The following is a 17,342-nucleotide window of genomic DNA, read 5'->3' on the forward strand; positions in this document are numbered from 1 at the left end:
GTGTTCAGGACGGAGGCCGTATGCCCCTCGGGGAAGACCAGGAAGCGCATCCCCCCCACGACCCGGTCCACCTCGTTCCCCTCGATGCCCTGTCCGCCACCGCGGGTGTGCGCCGCCGCGGTGAGGACCCCGACCACGTGCAGCTGCTGCTGGAGGCCGGCACCGACCTGCCTCCGATCCTCGTCCACCGGCCCACCATGCAGGTGATCGACGGAATGCACCGGTTACGCGTCGCGGCCCTGCGGGGCCGCACCCACATCGCGGTCCGCTTCTACGACGGCGACAGCGCGGACGCCTTCGTCCTGGCCGTCCGGCAGAACATCAGCCACGGGCTGCCGCTGTCCCTCGCCGACCGCACCGCCGCCGCCACCCGCATCACCCGTACCCATCCCCACTGGTCCGACCGGGCCATCGCCCGCGCCAGCGGTCTGTCCCCCAAGACCGTCGCCGCCATCCGCCGCCGTTCGTCCGGGGAAATCCCACCGTCGAACACCCGCGTCGGGCAGGACGGTCGCACCCGGCCGCTCGACGCCACCGAGGGCCGCCGCCGCGCCGGGCACCTCATCGCCGCCCACCCCACCATGCCCTTGCGTCAGGTCGCCGCGGAAGCCGGGATCTCGCTGGGAACGGCTCACGACGTCCGTGAGCGTCTGCGTACCGGCCGCAGTCCCGCCCCCGCCCGCTCGACCGCCCCGTCAGACAGTCACATTCCTCCCGCCGTGGCGCCAGCCCCCCGTGCCCCGCTCGCTCCGGCGCCCGCTCCCGCCCTGGTGCCGGCGCCCGTCCCGGCCGGCACCCGGCCCCGCACCCCCGCCGCGGTCCTGCACGTGCTGCGCAAGGACCCCTCGCTGCGCCTGACCGACACCGGGCGGGCCCTGCTGCGGCTGTTCGACGCCCAGGCTCAACTCATGCCACAGTGGAACCGACTGGTCGACACCTTCCCGCACCACTGCGCCGACATGATCGTCGACCTCGCCGACACGTACGCCACCTACTGGCAGCACGTCGCCACACATCTGCGCACCGCCTCGGCCCAGCCCGACACGGGGCATCGCATGTCCAGCTAGAGAGATCCCGCCGACCGGCATAAGGAGCCGTTCATGGCACCCAAGTCACTCGCCCTGGAGTTATACGCCAACGCCGACGAGCTGGTGGACCGCCAGTTCATGAACCAGATGCGCGAACAGGACATCACCCCGGTCCCCACCGACCCGTCGCTGCCGCGCTTCACGCTGGTCGTGGGGCCGTCCCCGTTCACCATGCCCCGCGGCTGGGAGTTCTTCCTGACCTCCCCGTACGAGGGCGCCAGCTACATCTCCACCGTGCTGCACAACGCCGGCTACCCGGTGCGCATCGTCGACGTCCGCTACGACCTCGACCCGCTGAAGTCGGCCTACGACCAGATCGTCGGGCAGACCGACGTGCTCGGTCTGTGCACCTTCGAGGACAACTTCCCCTTCTGCCGCGAGCTGATGGAGAAGGTCCGCGAGGCGGAGCCGGACGTGCCCATCATCGTGGGCGGTTCGCTGTGCACGTCGGTGCCCCACATCTTCATGGAGCACACGGCCGCCGACATCGTCGTCATCAGCGAGGGCGAACTCACCATCCTGGAGCTGATGGAGAGCTACGCCTCGGGGAACTGGTCCCGCGACCTGCCCAACATCCGCGGCATCTGCTACCGCACACCCGAGGGCGAGGCCAAGCGCACCCGGCCGCGCGGCCAGATGATGGACCTCGACGCGCTGCCGCGCATGCGGCTCGACCTGTGGCCGCAGTACCACAGCCCGATGGGCCTCCAGCCGCAGATCATCTCCTCGTACAGCCGCGGCTGCAAGATGGACTGCTCGTTCTGCTACCGCACGACGCCGCAGGTCAGGGCCAAGTCCCCGGAGAAGATGGACCGGGACATGGCCTGGCTGAAGAGCCAGTACGGCATCGAGTTCTCGTTCTTCGTGGACCTGACGTTCAGCTCGCACCGCAAGCAGACGCTGGAGATCTGCGACGTCATCAAGGACCACGACATCCGCTGGACGTGCCTGACCCGGTGCGCCGACATGGACGAGCCCCGCGTCAACGCGATGCGCGACTCGGGCTGCGACATCATCCTGTACGGCGTGGAGTCGCTGGGCACCGAGGTGCTGCGCGAGGCCCGCAAGGGCAGCAGCGAGAACCTGACCGTGCGGGCCATGCGCACCACCTTCGACGCCGGTGTGCGCTTCGGCTCCCTGCTCATCGTGGGCCTGCCCAACGAGAGCGAGGAGTCCCTCAACCACATGGTGGAGTTCGCCGAGACGTACAACCACGTCACCCGGGTCAAGTACCTGTCGGCGATGCCGGGCACCACGATCTACAAGCAGGCGCTGGCCTCCGGCACCATCCGCTCGGAGATCGACCACCTGAACTGGCTGTCGGTCGAACAGGCCCTGCACGAGGACGAGTTCCTCAACGTCAGCGGCCTGCCGGAGAAGGTGTGCCGGGACGCCTACAAGCGCATCTACGACGCCTACCAGCCCGGCCCGGTGATGGACTTCCGTCACTTCCCCGAGCACATGCAGTACTTCCACCCGCAGCCCGCGGACGGCCTGGAGCGCTCGACCAGCTACGCCGGCACCGGATGGCGCCGGGAGTTCAGCTCCGCCGCCGGCCCGCTGGCGCCGGGCTCGGAGCGCTTCACCCTCGACAAGTGCAGCGAGCCCGAGGTGGCCCGCGCGGGCAGCAGCCTGATGGAGTGCGGCGCGAAGAAAATGACGTCGCCCTCGCTGGCCGGCGTCAACGAGGCATGACAGGCCGACTCGGTCCCGTTCTCATCATCGGGACCGAGCGGTCCGGCTCCAACCTGCTGCGGCTCATCCTCAACGCCCACTCCCGCATCGCCGTCCCGCACCCTCCGCACTTCATGCGGTACCTCGCTCCGCTGGCCGCCTCGTACGACCGCCTCCCGGCCGCGGCCGGGCGCGCCCGCGCCACCGCGGACGCGCTCGGCCTGCTGCGGCGGCACATCCATCCGTGGCCGCACCCGGTCGACGCGGACCGGGTGCTGGCCGCGGCGGAACCGGGGCACGGGCTGTTCGGGATCGTGGCGGCGATCTACGACGAGCACCGGATCGCCGAGGGCAAGGCGCGCTGGGGCTGCAAGAGCACGTTCATGGTGGACCATGTCGCCGACGTCCTCGCGGTCCGTCCGGACGCGCGGTTCGTGTGGCTGGTCAGGGACCCGTGCGACGTGGCCGCCTCGGCCAAGCGCGCGGTGTTCGGCCCCAGTCACCCCTACCGCACCGCGCTGCTGTGGCGGGCCCAGCAGGACCGGGCCCGGGCCGCGCTCGACGCCCACGGTCCCGACGTGGTGCACCTGCTGCGCTACGAGGACCTGGTGTCGAACACGGCGGAGGAGGTCGGCCGGCTCTGCGACTTCCTCGGCGAGGAACTGGAGCCGGCCATGCTCGAGCACCACAGGTCCGCCGACGCCCGCCGGACCGCCGGTCTGGCCCAGGCGTGGCGGCAGGCGGGGCAGCCGGTGACGAACCACCGGGTCGGCACCGGGCGTACGGGGCTGACCACCCGGGAACGCCTGCTGGTGGACAAGGTGACCGGGCCGGTCAAGGAGTCGCTCGGCTACCCGGTCGACCCGGCCGCCGCCGGCACGCCCGATCCCTCGCCGCTCGCGGTGGCACTGGGCTCGGCGTGGCTGCGCGCCCGCATCGAGTGGCGCTCGGCCCGCAACGACGACAACTACCGTGCCCGGATGCGCCGCGACGCCTACGTACGGTTCCTCCGGCTGAGAACGGCCGCGGCGCGCGCGGCCGCTCCGCCCGGGGCCGGCGGGCGGCGCCACCAGGCGCACGGCGGCAGCACCGCCTGACAGCACACGTACAACGACACCATCCGACACGACCTGTACTCCGCACGCCCCGGCGCGGTCCGGCACTGCCCGTGCCGGCGCGACCGGCCGCCGCGCGGGCACCACGTGGACCGTGCCCGCACCGGCGGAGCCTGCGGCCGCACGCGCGGGCACGGCGCGGTGCCGCGCGCGGCACGAGCAGGTTTCCTTCCTCTTCCCGATCCGCCGTCCCCCGCCCCCGGGCGGGGTCCGGCTGCACGGGCCGACCGCGAGGAGTCTTTCCTTGACCATCAGTCGCAAGGACGTGGCCGACCACTTCGGACTGCGCGCGCCCACCTACGACAACTCCAGTTCGTGGTGCACCGACACGGACCTCGGTGAACTGCTGCTGGACCTGGCCCGGCCGGGCCCGCAGGACCGTGTGCTCGACGTGGCCTGCGGCACCGGCCTGGTGTCGCGTCTGTTCACCGGGCGGGTGGCGGAGCTGGTCGGCGTCGACCTCACCGAGGGGATGGCCGAGCAGGCCCGTCCCTACTTGGACCGGCTGGTGCTCACCGCGGCCGAGGACCTGCCCTTCGAGGACGACACCTTCGACATCGTCGTGTGCCGGCAGGGCATCCAGTTCATGGACCTGCCCGCCGCGGTGGAGGAGATGGTCCGTGTGGTCCGGCCCGGCGGGCGGGTCGTGGTGGTGAACCTCTGCGCCTACGACGAACGCGACAGCGAGGAGTACTTCGAGATCCTGCGGCTGCGCAACCCCGTACGGCGTCACTTCTTCCTCCCCTCCGGCCTGGAGGAACTCCTCGCCAAGGCCGGCTGCGAGCAGACGCGGACCCGCTCGTACGTGTCCGTGGAGGACGTCGACGTCTGGTCGGACAACGGCGCCATCGAGGAGGAGCGCCGCGAGGCGATCCGCGAGGTCTACCGCCGGGCCTCCCCCGAGTTCCGCGCGCTGCACGCCGTGCAGGAGGCGGACGGGCGGTTCACCGACCACATGCTGTTCGTCCTGGCGGCCGGGACCAAGCCCGGCCCGGTCGCCCCCGCGCAGTAGAGGAGAACCATGACGCACATCAGTGACCGTCTCGCCGCCGACCTGCGCGCCGCGCTGGCCGCGGAGGCCGCGTCGGCGGTGCGGTACACCTACTTCGCGCACACCGCGGAGATCGAAGGGCACTCCGAGGTCGCGCGGCTGTTCGGCGAACTCGCCGACAGCCTCGTCTGCGCCGCGCACGGCCATCTGGACGTGCTGCGCGACACCGACAGCGAGAACGCCGGCCGGCAGGACGGCGTCGGGGACAGCCGGCTCAACCTGGCCTCGTCGGTGGTGGCGGCGTTGCACGACGCCGGTGACCTCTATCCGCGGCTGACCTCCGCGGCCCTGGAGGAGGGGCAGGCCGACACCGCGAGCTGGCTGAGCACCCTCACCGCCCTGAAGAAGGGGCACACCGCCCGCCTGCAGGCGGCCCTGGACGATCTGACCCGCACGTCCGGCGAACAGCACGATGCCGCCCTCATCCCTGGAGGAGCCGATGAGTGAAAACCTCTCCGCCCCGGCCCCGCCGGCGGCGGCCGGCGGGTACGACGCGGCGTCGATCGTCGTGTTCTCCGGCCTGCAGGCGGTGCGCCGCAACCCGTCGATGTACATCGGCTCCACCACGGCCGAGGGCCTGCACCACCTGGTGCTCGAACTGCTCGACAACGCGGTGGACGAGCACAAGGCCGGCCACTGCTCCACGGTGACGGTGACGCTGCGCGAGGACGGCGCCTGTGTCGTGGCCGACGACGGCCGGGGCATCCCGGTCGGCGTCCACCCGGAGGCGGGCCGGCCCGCCTGCGAGGTCGTCCTGACCACGCTGCACTCCGGCGGCAAGTTCACCGCCGGCACCTATGTGCACTCCGCGGGCCTGCACGGTGTCGGCCTGTCCTGTGTCAACGCCCTCGCCCAGTGGCTGCGCCTGGACGTGCGCCAGGACGGCGTCCACCACAGCCAGGAGTACGCGCGCGGCGAGCCGCGGACCCCGCTGACCGCGCAGGGCCCCACCGACGGGCGGGGCACCACGATCACGTTCCTGCCGGACCCGGACATCTTCGACACCGTCGACTTCTCCGCGAAGGTCCTCGGCGAACGGCTCCAGGAGATAGCGTTCCTGCACCCGGGCCTGGACCTGCGGCTGGAGGACGAACGCACCGGCAGCGTCACCCGCTACGCGTTCACCAGCGGGGTCCGCGGGTTCCTCGACCACCTCAACGCCAAGGCCGCCACCGTCCACCCGGAGCCCGTCGTGGTGACGCTGTCCGGTGACGACACCGTCTCCTTCGACCTCGCCTTCCAGTGGACCGAGGGGTACACGGAGGAGGTCCGCAGCTTCGTCAACGGCGTACGCACCGACCAGGGCGGGTCGCACGTGGACGGCATGCGGGCCGCGCTGTCGGAGGTGATCAACCGGTACGCCGCCGCGCACAACCTGCTCGACTCCCGGACCGCCGAACGCATCACCACCGTCGACGTGCTGGAGGGACTGACCGCGGTGGTCTCCCTGCGCATGGCGGCGCCCCGGTTCGACGGACAGACCAAGAAGCGGCTCACCAACACCGACGCGGGCCGTGTGGTGCACAAGGCGGTCACCGAGGAGTTCACCCGCCGCATCAACAGCGACGACCTGCTGGCGCAGCAGGTGACCCACCGTGTGCTGGACGCCGCGCGGGCCCGGCTCGCCGCCCGGCTGGCCGGCCGCACCGCCCGGCACCAGCGCAAGCAGCTGGACATCGACTACGGCGCCTACCGGCGGCAGTTCGGCATCCGCTCCAAGGACTGGCACGAGTCCTGCTCCTGGCTCACCGACGAGGAGCTGCTGGCCAAGCACGCGGAGCTGTGCCAGGTGGGCGAGGACGCCAGGATGCTGGACGTGTGCTGCGGCAGCGGCGTCGTCGGCGGGTCCTTCCGCGGCCGCGTCAAGGAGATGATCGGCCTCGACCTCACGCCCGAGATGGTCGAGCTGGCCTCCACCCGCCTCGACCGCGTCGACCGCGGCACCGTCTACGACCTGCCCTACGAGGACGGCTCCTTCGACCTGGTCGTCACGCGCGAGGTGCTGCACCTGCTGCCCCAGCCGGAACGCCCGGTGTCGGAGATCTTCCGGGTGCTGCGCCCGGGCGGCCAGTTCATCGTCGGCCAGATCGTGCCCTACTCCGACGCGGACGCCTTCTGGATGTACCGCGTCTTCAAGAAGAAGCAGCCGCTGCTGCACCAGATGTTCCGTGAGGAGGAGTTCCGCGCCCTGCTCACCGGCGCCGGCTTCACCGACGTCACCGTGACGGAGCACCTGCTGTGGGAGTCCATCGACCTGTGGATCGACACCCACGAGACGACGCCCGCGCACCGGCGTGAGATCCAGCAGCTGTTCTACGACGCCCCGCCGGAGGTCCGCGCCGTCCACCCCTTCGAGGTCCTGCCCGACGGGTCCATCCGGGACCAGTGGCGCTGGTGCGTCTACTCGCTCAGGAAGCCCCTGTGACCCGCACCGGCCACCCGCATCCCGCACCGAGCGCGGGCCGCGCGTCCGCCGTCACCGTCCCGCCCGACCCCACGTCGTCGTTGCACGAGCGTCTGGCGGCGCTGCGCGGCGAACGCACCCCGGCCGTGGAGGACTTCACGGCCCGGGTGCGGTCCCTGCTGGTCATCGCGTCCAGTTCGCGGGGCGGTTCGAGCATGCTGGCGGAGACGCTGCGCGCCTCGCCCGACCTCGTGCACCTCCAGGCGGAGATCAACCCGTTCCTGCGTCTGGCGGGCCTCGGCCATCCCGACAGCGGGGCCGGGTCCGACCGGCTCGACGCCGGCCACCTGGAGGCGCTGCCGGCCGCCACGCGCGCCCTCCTCGACGAGGAGCTCGCCCGTGACGCCGGCACCCCCGCCGACCCCGCGGACACCACCGGCAGCGCCGACGCCGGGCAGTTGGCCCTGGACATCGCCTGGCGGCTGACCGTCCAGTGGCCGCACCTGCCCCTCGACCCGCTGGAGCTGGCCCGTCGGGCCCGGGACCTGCTGGCGGCCGCGCCGCCCGGCGGCTCGGCGGCGGTGACCCTGGAACTGCTGCGGCATCTGTACGACCAGGGCCTGCCGGTCAGCCCCTGGTACTACGACCTGCCGCCCGACCTGCTGCGCCGGGACGGTTTCGGCAGCCCGGGTGCGCAGTCCCCCGCGCCATTCCTCGTGGAGGAGCCGCCGTTCGTGCTGGCCCGCCCGTGGCGCCGGGCCGGGCCGGCCGACCTGCGGGAGCGGACCCTGGTCGTCAAGACGCCCAGCAACGCCTACCGGCTGGACTTCCTGCGCGCCCTGTTCCCGAACGCCCGGATCCGTGTCCTGCACCTGACCCGCAATCCGGCCGCCGCGATCAACGGCCTGCTCGACGGCTGGCTGCACCACGGCTTCCACGCCCACCGCATGCCGACGCCGCTGGCCATCACCGACTACGTCGAGCAGTGTCCGGACAACCAGTGGTGGTGGAAGTTCGACCTGCCGCCCGGCTGGCAGGAGTACACCACCGCGCCGCTGCTCAACGTCTGCGCCTTCCAGTGGCGCAGCAGCCACCAGGCCGTACTGGACCACCTGGGCACGGTCCGGACGGACAGCCTGACGCTGCGCTTCGAGGACCTCATCGCCGGGCCCGAGCGCCGCGCCGCGGCGTACCGGCGGCTCACCCACTGGCTCGGCATCCCGCTGGGAGAGGCCCTGCTGCGGTCCATCGAGCACGGCATCGCCCCGGTGGCGGCCACGGCCCGGCCCCGGGCCGGCCGCTGGCAGGCACGGGCCGACCTGATCACCCGCGCACTGGACGCGCCCACCTTCCACCTGGCCGACCGGCTCGGCTACACCGACCCCGCACACTGGATCTGACGGAGCATCCCATGACCGCACCGCACCAGCCGCCGGCCGCCGACCTCGGGCAGCCGGCGGCCGGCCCCGGCGGGCACCTCGCCGGCCACATCCGCGACGTCGTCGACCACCCCCGGCCCGGGGTGACGTTCAAGGACATCACCCCGCTGCTCGCCGATCCGGGGGCGTTCGCCGACACCGTCGACATCCTGTCCGCGATGTGCACCCGGCTCGGCGCCACCCGGATCGCGGGGCTGGAGGCGCGCGGCTTCCTCCTCGCGGCACCGGTGGCCCTGCGCTGCGGCGCCGGGTGCGTGCCGGTCCGCAAGGCCGGCAAACTGCCCGGTGAGACCTTCAGCCGCGCCTACGAACTCGAGTACGGCACCGCCACGCTGGAGATCCAGCGCGACGCCTTCCGGCCGGAGGACCGGGTGGTCGTCGTCGACGACGTCCTCGCGACCGGCGGTACCGCCGAGGCGGCGATCGAACTCGTCCACTCCACCGGCGCCCGGGTGACGGGCGTCGTCGTCCTGATGGAACTCACCTTCCTCCCGGGCCGCGAGCGGCTGGAGCGGCTCGTGAAGAGCGACTGCGTCCAGGCCGCCATCGCGGTGTGAGCAGGCTGCGCCGCCCGGCCGCGGCGCGGGCTCCGGAGACGGTGGTCACCGGCGCGGCGTCGCGGCCCTCACTCCCAGATGCGCAACGCGGCGAGCGCCACCTCGGTCCGGTTGGAGCAGTCGAACTTCAGCATCAGGTTCGACAGGTGGCGCTTGACACCGTGGACCGAGATGCCGAGCGCGCGGGCGATCTGCTGATTGGTCAGTCCCTGCACCAGCAGGCGCAGCACGGACAGTTCCCTGGCGGTGAGCCGGCCGTTGCGGCGTGGCCGGCTCACCGCGTCCGCGGCGTCCGCGCGCAGCGGCGTGGCGACGCCGGCCGTCGGCAGTGCCAGCTGCCGGAAGGTGTCCCGCAGCACGTCCAGCGTGATGCACTGCTCCAGCAGCCAGGCGTCCACGCTGCGTCCGTGCGCCATACCGGGGTGCAGCACCGCCGTGTCCGACAGGGTCAGCACCAGCCGCGCCGCGCCCGTGCGTGCCAGTCTGCCGAGGGACGGGCCGTAGGCGCTCAGGGGCAGCACGCACACGTCGAAGTACCCGCCCGCCAGGTTCTGCTGGGCGGCGGCGGCGTCCGCACACACCACATGACCGGAGACGGAAGGCACCTGGCGGAGCAGCGCCGGAATGCCGTAAAAGGCCAACTCGCTGTGCGCGAGCCACAACACATTCAACTGTCCGCCATCCACGGGGAATGTCTCCCAGCACCTCGGGGCAGCCACAGAAACCAGCGACATTATCGGCCCTTTCGGTCATCTGCCGAAGTCCGCCCTTGAACGCGCGACAGGGTTGATCCAGCCGCGGGAGAGGCCTTGGATGAACTCCGCACCGGGCAGGCAGATATTCCACCCGTGCCGCCCCTTTGCCGTAAGGAGCACAAGATGACCGACCTGCCCCGCGCCGACATCGGCGTCATCGGCGGTTCCGGCCTGTATTCCTTCCTCGACGACGTCACGGAAGTGCCCGTCACCACCCCGTACGGTCCGCCGAGCGACGCCCTGCTCGTCGGGGAGTACGCGGGACGCACGATCGCCTTCCTCCCGCGCCACGGCCGCTCCCACTCGGTGCCGCCGCACCGCATCAACTACCGGGCCAACCTGTGGGCGTTGCGTTCCGTCGGGGTGCGGCGCGTCCTGGCCCCGTGTGCCGTCGGCAGCCTCGACGCGGAGCTGGGCCCGGGCACCCTGGTCGTCCCCGACCAGGTCATCGACCGTACGTACGGGCGGGAGAACACCTACTTCGACGGCCTCCCCCGTGAGGACGGCACGTTCCCGCCCGTCGCGCACGCCCCCATGGCCGACCCGTACTGTTCCACCGGGCGGGAGACGGTCATCGCCACGGCGCGCGAGCAGGGCTGGCCGCCCCACCCGGAGGGCACGCTGGTGGTCATCCAGGGCCCGCGCTTCTCGACCCGCGCCGAGTCGCTGTGGCACCGCGCCGCCGGCGGCACCGTCGTCGGCATGACCGGGCAGCCCGAGGCGGCCCTCGCCCGTGAACTGGGCCTGTGCTACACGTCGATCGCCCTGGTCACGGACCTGGACGCGGGTGCGGAGACCGGTGAGGGCGTCACGCACGAGGAGGTCCTCGCCGTGTTCCGGCAGAACATCGACCGGCTCCGTCCGCTGCTCACCGCGACCATCAAGAACCTGCCCGGCGAGGACGCCTGCGCCTGCCCGGACGCGCCCGACGCCGAGCACGTGTAGGCCCCGCCTCGCCGCCCGGGCGCCCGCCGGACGCCCGCCGGCCCACTCGTCGTCCCGACTGGAGGCAGCATGACGTCACCCGTATCCGCTCCGCGGGGAACCGTGGCAGTGGTGGGCACGGGCGCGGCCGGCACCATGGTCGCCCTCCAACTGTGCGAGACCGCTGTGCGGCGGCGGGTTCCCCTGGTGCTGCTGCTGATCGACCCGGCGCCGGAGGCCGGGCGGGGCCGGGCCTACGCCGGCCGGGAGGCGAGGCACCTGCTCAACGTGCGTGCGGGTGCCATGAGTTGTTACCCGGACGATCCGGCGCACTTCGTGCGCTGGCTGTGCCGTCACGGCCAGCCGACGGTGTCGGCGGACGACTTCGTGCCGCGTCACCGCTACGGCGCCTACCTCGCGGACACGCTGGGGCAGGCCATCATCGCGGCCACCGGCACCGTGCGGGTCCGGCGGCTGCGCACCCTGGTCACCGACTGCCGTGTGGGCGCCGGCGAGCGGGGTGCGGTACGGCTCGAGCTGGCGGACGGTACGACCGCCGACGCCGACGCGGTGGTCCTGGCGAGCGGTCCGACCTCCCCGTCCTCGGCGCGTCCGCCGGCCGCGCTGCGTGCGCACAGCCGTTTCGTGGCCGACCCGTGGGCGCCCGGCGCGCTGGACGCCGCGGCCGCGCCGGAGGACACGGACGACGTGCTGCTGATCGGCACGGGCCTGACCGCCGTGGACGTCGCCCTGCGGCTGGAGCGTACCGGCCGCACGGTGCACGCCGTCTCCCGGGGCGGTCTGCTGCCGCAGCCGCACACGGTGACCGCGCTGCCCCCGGCCGACTGCGAGGACCTGCTCGGTTGCCGGACGCTGCGGCAGATGCGGGCCGCGGTGCACCGGCACGTCGGCCGCGCGCTGCGCACCGAGGGCGACTGGCGTCCCGTCGTGGACGGTCTGCGCCCGCACGTCGCGACGCTGTGGGCCGCGTTGTCGCCGGAGGACCGCGCGGAGTTCCTCGGACGGGACGCCACCGTGTGGAACGTGCACCGCCATCGGATGCCGCCGGCCACCGCGGAGGCCGTGGCCCGGATGCGCCGGGCCGGACGGCTGCGCACCTGGCGGGGCTCGGTCGCCGACGCGCGGGCGCTCGGCGACGGCACGGTGGCCGTGGGGCTCGGGGACGGCCGGGACCTGCGTGTGGGCTGGGTCGTCGACTGCACCGGGCCGGGGCTGCGACTGGCGGACGCGACGGGTCCGCTGTGGCAGAACCTGCGGCGCGGCGGTGTCGCCGTGCCCGGTCCGCTGGGCATCGGGGTGGCCACCGACGGCGGGCGGCTGCGTGACCGGTCCGGGGCGGCGGAGCAGCCGCTGTGGACGCTGGGCGCGCCCCGGCGCGGTGAACTGTGGGAGACCACGGCGGTCCCGGAGATCCGGGTCCAGGCGGCGGAGGTGGCCGAGGCGGTGCTGGCCGTGCCGTCGGTGCGGGCCGCGGTGGCCGCGCCGCCGCACCGCCGCGTCCGCAGACCCTCGGACGGCTCCGGGCTGCCGCTCAGCACCCACTCGTCCGCCGCGGCCGCCTTCCGTACGGGCATCGACCGGGTGCTGAAGGTGCGGGCCGGGGCGGAGCGGGCGTTCCGCCGGGCGACGTCGCTGGATCCCGGTTTCGCCGTGGGCCACGCCGCGCTCGCCCTGATCGGCCACGACAGCGGCGCGGACGTGGACGTCCCGCAGGCGCTGGCGCGGGCGCGGCGGTGTGTGCGGGAGCGTGCCGACGAGCGGGAGCGGGCCTTCGTGGACATGGTCGTCCGGCGGGTCCGGGGCACCACCGCGGAGGGCGACGCGGCGCTGCTGCGCTATCTCGACCGGTATCCCGGTGACCGGCTGGCGCTCGCGGCGGCGGTTCCGACGATCGCCTTCGCCGGGCTGTACGACGCGCACGGCGGGGCGGCCGGGCAGGTGGTGCGCAGGACCGCGCGGGCCCACGGCGGGCACTGGTTCCACACGTCGCTGCTGGCCTTCGTGCACCAGGAGGAGGAGCATTTCGACGAGGCCGGTGTCCTCGCGGAGCGGGCGTTGGCCCAGGAGCCGGACTCCGGTCATGCCATGCACGCGCTGGCCCACGTGCACTACGAGTGCGGTGACCACGAGGCGGGGCGGTCGCGGCTCGACGCGTGGCTGGACGGCCACGGGCGCGGCACCACCCATCGCGCCCACTTCTCCTGGCACGCGGCGCTGCACGAACTGGCCCTGGACGACGCCCCGGCGGTGCGCCGCAGGTGGGCGGCGCAGCTGACGCCGGGCCGGGTGCGCGGGGTGCGTGCGCTCGTCGACTCCGGTTCGCTGCTGTGGCGGGCGCGGCTGACCGGGTCGTGGGAGGGGCGGATGCCGATCGGTGACGTGCTCGACGCGGTCGGTGCGGATTCCCTGGAGCGGCCGTCGACCGCCTTCACCGCCCTGCACGCGGCGGTCGCCCTGATGGCCTCGGGCGATCTGGCGGGGTTGCGGCGGCTGCAAGGGCACGCGCTGGACGCCGACCCGGTGCAGCGGGAGGTCGTCGCGCCGTTGTGCGAGGCCTTCGGGTACGTCGTGGAGGAGTCGTGGGAGCAGGCCGCCGTGCGGCTGGAGCGCCTGCTTCCGAGGCTGCCGGCGGTCGGTGGCAGCGCGGCGCAGCGCGAGGTCGTCGAGGAGACGCTGCTGTACGCGCTGGTGTCGGCGGGCCGTTGCGACGCCGCCCGGGTGCGGCTGGAGCAGCGTCTGGACCGCCGCTCCAGCCCCTACGACCGTCGCCGGCTCGCGACGCTCCCGGCCTGAGGGCCGGCGCGGGCCGGCCCGCACGGGCCCGGGGGGGCGCGGGCCGGCCGTGCGGGCCGTACGGGGTCAGCCGCCGTTCAGGGCGGCGCGGATCTCGTTCACGACGCGCTCCTCACCGTAGTTCGGGTCGCCGAGCGCGTTGTACAGCACGCGCACCGTCCGCTCGTAGTAGTGGAAGTCGACGGGCGTGCCGTTGTTCATCATGTCGTACGCCATCCGGTACATGACGGGCATGAAGCGGCGCACTTCCCGGACGCGCTCGCTGTCGACGCGCCAGCGCTCGGTGAGCAGGTTCCAGGTGTCCTCGTACGGCTTGAGGGCGGCGATGTCGTCGGAGGACACCGTGGTGAGGCTCTGCACGCCGGGGATCCGGTGGACGACGGAGGAGACGCGCGGCTGGTGGGCGATGGTGTAGCCGTGCTTGTGGATCATCCGCAGCCACATGTCCCAGTCCTCCTGGACCATGAGCGTGGGGTCGAACCACACGTCGGCCGCCCGGGGCGAGCGGCACACCACCGCGGTCGGCGGGATGTGGTTGGTCACGTCCAGCAGTTCGCGGTCGCACGGGAAGTCCATGCGGACGAACACTTCCGCCTGGTCGATGGTCGTGCCGGTGACCCGGGTGCGGGCGATGACGACGCTGTTGTAGACGAAGTCGGCGCCGCTCTGCAGGAGCGGCAGGGTGTCCGTCAGGTGGTGCGGGGCGAAGACGTCGTCGTCGTCCAGGAAGGCGACGTACTCGCCCTTGGCGGCCTCCAGTCCGGTGTTGCGCGCGGCGGAGACACCGCCGTTGACGGGCAGGTCGATGAGGCGCACGTCCAGGTCCCGGGCGGCGGCCTCGACGACGTCGTCGACCGGTGTGCCGTTGTCGTTCACCACGATCACTTCGAGCTGTCCGTCGAAGTCCAGCGTCCGCACGCTGTCCAGGGCGGTCTTCAGCCGGTCCGGGCGATTGTGGGTGGGGGTGACGACGCTTACCAGCACGGCACAGTCCTTTCAATGGCACGATTCGGACGCCCGGGGAACCAAGCCGGCAGGGGATCCGATGCGAGGTGGTTTCCGTACCGCCTTTCGGGCCTCCACAGTCTTAGCGGATCGGCCAATGGCGAGCAAGATCGGACGAGGTGGGGAGGGACGGCACGACCGACTTTCGGACATCCGCCGGGCGCCCGGACCGACTTATTGCGCTCCGCATATCAGTGACTCGTCGCCACTTCTCCGAAATCCCCGATCTCTGCCCGTCCGCACACCGATCCCGGATCCCCGATTCCCGACCCCCGACCCCCGATCCCAGGAAAAATTATCCTCAGTTGAACGCTCCCCCGGTTGAAATCGCTTTTCGGTGAGGGGAACGGGCCGCGTGGGGCTCGCGCCCGGTCGTTCCGGTCGGCGGTGTCCATGCAGCCGGTGTTCAGGTCCGCGCAACCGGGCGGCCAGCGCGGGTGAGCAGCATGCGCGCTGACCCCACCCGTCGACCTTTTCGTGGAGCCCTGATGAGCACAGAGGGACAGACCGGTCACCCGCCCGTGCACAGACGCGCGTTGCTGCGCGCCGCGGTGGTGGTGCCGGCCGCCGGCGCCGTGGCCACCGGGCTGGACACCGGAGCGGCGAGCGCCGCCGGAGACGCCGGTGCGGCCGGCGGCCGCTTCGACGCCGAGAGTCCGCGGTTCGCGCTGGCGGTGCTGCCCGACACCCAGTACCTCTTCGACGCCGACAGCGCCGACCCCGCCCCGCTGCGGGCGACGTTCCACTATCTCGCCGCCGAACGGGCGGCGGCCAACATCGCGTTCATGACGCACCTCGGCGACGTCACCGAGCACGGCACGGAGGACGAGATCGGCCTCGCCGCGGACACCTTCCGCGTCCTGCACGGCAGGGTCCCCTACAGCGTCCTGGCCGGCAACCACGACATCAGGTCCTCCACCGACGACCAGCGGGGCGACTCCGCCTATCTCGCCGCGTTCGGGCCGGACCGCTACCGTGCCATGCCCACGTTCGGCGGTGCCTCGCCCGACGGCTACAACAGCTACCACGTGCTGCGCGCGGGCGGCCGCCGCTGGCTGGTCCTCGCCCTGGACTGGCGGGTCTCCGACAAGGGACTGGCGTGGGCGCAGGGCGTGCTCGACGCCCACCGCACCCTGCCGGCGGTGCTCACCACGCACGACATCGCCTGGGCCGACGACGACGGCGGGGCGCGCCTGTCGGATCACGGGCAGCGGCTGTGGGACCGCCTGATCAAGGGCAACGACCAGATCTTCCTGGCCCTGGGCGGCCACTACTGGCCGCCCGGCCGTACGGTCCTCACCAACGACGCCGGCAACGATGTCCACGTCCACATCACCAACTACCAGGACCGCTACTACGGCGGCGCCGGAATGATCCGCACCTACGGCTTCGACCTGGTGCGCAAGGTCATCGACGTCGAGACGTTCTCCCCCTGGTTCCTGGCACGGGACCCGGACCAGCGGTCACCGCTGGCGGCGGAGACCGTCGAACTCACCGGCCCCGCCGACCGGTTCACCCTGCCGGTCGACTTCGACGCCCGGTTCGCCGGCTTCGCCCCCGTCACCCCGCCCGCGCCCCGCCCGGCCCGGTCCGTGATGCCCCGCGGCACCCTCGCCTACTGGCGTTTCGACGGCTCCGGGACCGACGCGGCGGGCACGCCCGGTGCCGCCGTCGCCGACGGCACCGTGGTACGGGACCTCACCGGCAACGGCAACGACCTGACGGTGCGCCGGCTGCACTCCAGCGGCCCCGACGCGCTCACCTGGTCGGCGGACCACCACCGCGGACAGCCGGCACACGCCAGCCTCCGTTTCGACGGCGGCAAGAGCCCCGACCGCGGGGCCGTCCTCACCACCGCCGCCCGTGCCGCCCTGAACAGCGAGAAGTTCCTCAAGGGCTACACCATCGAGACCTTCGTCCGGCTGCCCGAGCCGTTCGAGGGCGACCACAGCTGGATGGGCATCCTCAGCTGGGAGGGACGCAACGCGGAGGCGGGCAAGACGACCGGCTGGTCGCCGCTGGAACCGACGTGCAGTCTCAACCTGTCGCCCGAGCGGTTCCTGCAGTTCGTCGTCTACCCGCACCGGCAGGACGCCGACCCGACGTCGTGGAGCCACGCCGTGCCGGTCGGACGCTGGATGCACATCGCCGTCGTCAACGACGGCCGCCGCACGGTGATGTACGTGGACGGCTCGAGGATCGCCCGCAACCCGGCACAGGCCTCGACCGGCATCGCCACCCTCGGCAAGCCCTTCGTCCTGGGCGGCACCCAGTTCGACGGTGCCTTCGGCCAGGGCTTCTACGGCTGGATCGGCGACACCCGCATCGTCGGACGCCCCCTGCCGGTGCAGGAGTTCCTCACCCCCTCCGACTGAACGACCACCCCAGCCGCCCGGCCCCGGGAGTGCGCGTGGCGCAGTCGCTCCCCGGGCCCCGCGACGCCCCGTCGACCGCCGCCCGCGCCATGAGAGGGTGGCGGCAGTTCCCGCCCCGAGGTCCCGTCGGAACGGCCGTAC

Annotated in this window: 13 protein-coding genes; 11 read left to right on the forward strand and 2 right to left on the reverse strand. The window is 72.7% G+C overall.

Features of this window, described 5'->3' with window-relative positions:
- The first annotated feature begins 20 nt into the window (after positions 1-20).
- The 8 genes from FGW31_RS00595 (at position 21) to FGW31_RS00630 (ending at position 9,328) form a co-directional block, all read left to right on the forward strand.
- Positions 21-1,067 carry a ParB/RepB/Spo0J family partition protein gene (locus FGW31_RS00595; RefSeq protein ID WP_142191285.1) on the forward strand — a complete coding sequence of 349 codons (1,047 nt, stop codon included), beginning with the start codon at positions 21-23 and terminating at the stop codon, positions 1,065-1,067.
- Positions 1,068-1,100: 33 nt separating this feature from the next.
- Positions 1,101-2,783: a B12-binding domain-containing radical SAM protein gene (locus FGW31_RS00600; RefSeq protein ID WP_142191286.1), complete on the forward strand. Its 1,683-nt coding sequence runs from the start codon at positions 1,101-1,103 to the stop codon at positions 2,781-2,783.
- On the forward strand, positions 2,780-3,859 hold the full coding sequence (locus tag FGW31_RS00605; RefSeq protein ID WP_142191287.1) for a sulfotransferase family protein: 1,080 nt from the start codon (positions 2,780-2,782) through the stop codon (positions 3,857-3,859). The genes FGW31_RS00600 and FGW31_RS00605 overlap by 4 nt, the downstream gene beginning before the upstream one ends.
- Positions 3,860-4,121: 262 nt before the next feature.
- A complete protein-coding gene (locus FGW31_RS00610) occupies positions 4,122-4,889 on the forward strand; it encodes a class I SAM-dependent methyltransferase (RefSeq protein WP_202432158.1) in 768 nt (255 codons plus the stop codon).
- Between the two features lie 9 nt (positions 4,890-4,898).
- Complete coding sequence (locus tag FGW31_RS00615) at positions 4,899-5,375, forward strand: ferritin family protein (RefSeq protein WP_142191288.1); 477 nt, start codon at positions 4,899-4,901, stop codon at positions 5,373-5,375.
- On the forward strand, positions 5,368-7,353 hold the full coding sequence (locus FGW31_RS00620) for a methyltransferase domain-containing protein (RefSeq protein WP_142191289.1): 1,986 nt from the start codon (positions 5,368-5,370) through the stop codon (positions 7,351-7,353). Before FGW31_RS00615 ends, FGW31_RS00620 begins: the two co-directional genes overlap by 8 nt.
- A complete protein-coding gene (locus FGW31_RS00625) occupies positions 7,350-8,732 on the forward strand; it encodes a sulfotransferase (RefSeq protein ID WP_233452305.1) in 1,383 nt (460 codons plus the stop codon). The genes FGW31_RS00620 and FGW31_RS00625 overlap by 4 nt, the downstream gene beginning before the upstream one ends.
- A gap of 11 nt (positions 8,733-8,743) precedes the next feature.
- Positions 8,744-9,328 carry an adenine phosphoribosyltransferase gene (locus tag FGW31_RS00630; RefSeq protein ID WP_142191290.1) on the forward strand — a complete coding sequence of 195 codons (585 nt, stop codon included), beginning with the start codon at positions 8,744-8,746 and terminating at the stop codon, positions 9,326-9,328.
- A gap of 68 nt (positions 9,329-9,396) precedes the next feature.
- Here FGW31_RS00630 and FGW31_RS00635 read toward each other — a convergent pair whose 3' ends face one another.
- On the reverse strand, positions 9,397-9,933 hold the full coding sequence (locus FGW31_RS00635) for a helix-turn-helix transcriptional regulator (RefSeq protein ID WP_142230912.1): 537 nt from the start codon (positions 9,931-9,933) through the stop codon (positions 9,397-9,399).
- 273 nt (positions 9,934-10,206) lie between these two features.
- Here FGW31_RS00635 and FGW31_RS00640 point away from each other — a divergent pair, with 273 nt between their 5' ends.
- Positions 10,207-11,028 carry an S-methyl-5'-thioadenosine phosphorylase gene (locus FGW31_RS00640; RefSeq protein WP_142191292.1) on the forward strand — a complete coding sequence of 274 codons (822 nt, stop codon included), beginning with the start codon at positions 10,207-10,209 and terminating at the stop codon, positions 11,026-11,028.
- A gap of 69 nt (positions 11,029-11,097) precedes the next feature.
- Positions 11,098-13,821, forward strand: coding sequence for an FAD/NAD(P)-binding protein (locus tag FGW31_RS00645; RefSeq protein WP_182674809.1), 2,724 nt, complete (start codon positions 11,098-11,100; stop codon positions 13,819-13,821).
- 66 nt (positions 13,822-13,887) lie between these two features.
- Here FGW31_RS00645 and FGW31_RS00650 read toward each other — a convergent pair whose 3' ends face one another.
- On the reverse strand, positions 13,888-14,805 hold the full coding sequence (locus tag FGW31_RS00650) for a glycosyltransferase family 2 protein (RefSeq protein WP_142191293.1): 918 nt from the start codon (positions 14,803-14,805) through the stop codon (positions 13,888-13,890).
- A gap of 509 nt (positions 14,806-15,314) precedes the next feature.
- On the opposite strand from FGW31_RS00650, the gene FGW31_RS00655 reads away from it, so the two are divergent.
- Positions 15,315-17,201 carry a LamG-like jellyroll fold domain-containing protein gene (locus tag FGW31_RS00655; RefSeq protein ID WP_142191294.1) on the forward strand — a complete coding sequence of 629 codons (1,887 nt, stop codon included), beginning with the start codon at positions 15,315-15,317 and terminating at the stop codon, positions 17,199-17,201.
- The last annotated feature ends 141 nt before the right edge of the window (positions 17,202-17,342 follow it).

This window comes from Streptomyces calvus (assembly GCF_006782915.1).
GTDB classification, from domain to species: domain Bacteria; phylum Actinomycetota; class Actinomycetes; order Streptomycetales; family Streptomycetaceae; genus Streptomyces; species Streptomyces calvus.

Bases quoted from the DNA above. Each gene is read 5' to 3' on its own strand.
- FGW31_RS00595 (WP_142191285.1), top strand. From the start codon at position 21: ATGCCCCTCGGGGAAGACCAGGAAGCGCATCCCCCCCACGACCCGGTC.
- FGW31_RS00600 (WP_142191286.1), top strand. From the start codon at position 1,101: ATGGCACCCAAGTCACTCGCCCTGGAGTTATACGCCAACGCCGACGAG.
- FGW31_RS00605 (WP_142191287.1), top strand. From the start codon at position 2,780: ATGACAGGCCGACTCGGTCCCGTTCTCATCATCGGGACCGAGCGGTCC.
- FGW31_RS00615 (WP_142191288.1), top strand. From the start codon at position 4,899: ATGACGCACATCAGTGACCGTCTCGCCGCCGACCTGCGCGCCGCGCTG.
- FGW31_RS00620 (WP_142191289.1), top strand. From the start codon at position 5,368: ATGAGTGAAAACCTCTCCGCCCCGGCCCCGCCGGCGGCGGCCGGCGGG.
- FGW31_RS00630 (WP_142191290.1), top strand. From the start codon at position 8,744: ATGACCGCACCGCACCAGCCGCCGGCCGCCGACCTCGGGCAGCCGGCG.
- FGW31_RS00640 (WP_142191292.1), top strand. From the start codon at position 10,207: ATGACCGACCTGCCCCGCGCCGACATCGGCGTCATCGGCGGTTCCGGC.
- FGW31_RS00645 (WP_182674809.1), top strand. From the start codon at position 11,098: ATGACGTCACCCGTATCCGCTCCGCGGGGAACCGTGGCAGTGGTGGGC.
- FGW31_RS00655 (WP_142191294.1), top strand. From the start codon at position 15,315: ATGAGCACAGAGGGACAGACCGGTCACCCGCCCGTGCACAGACGCGCG.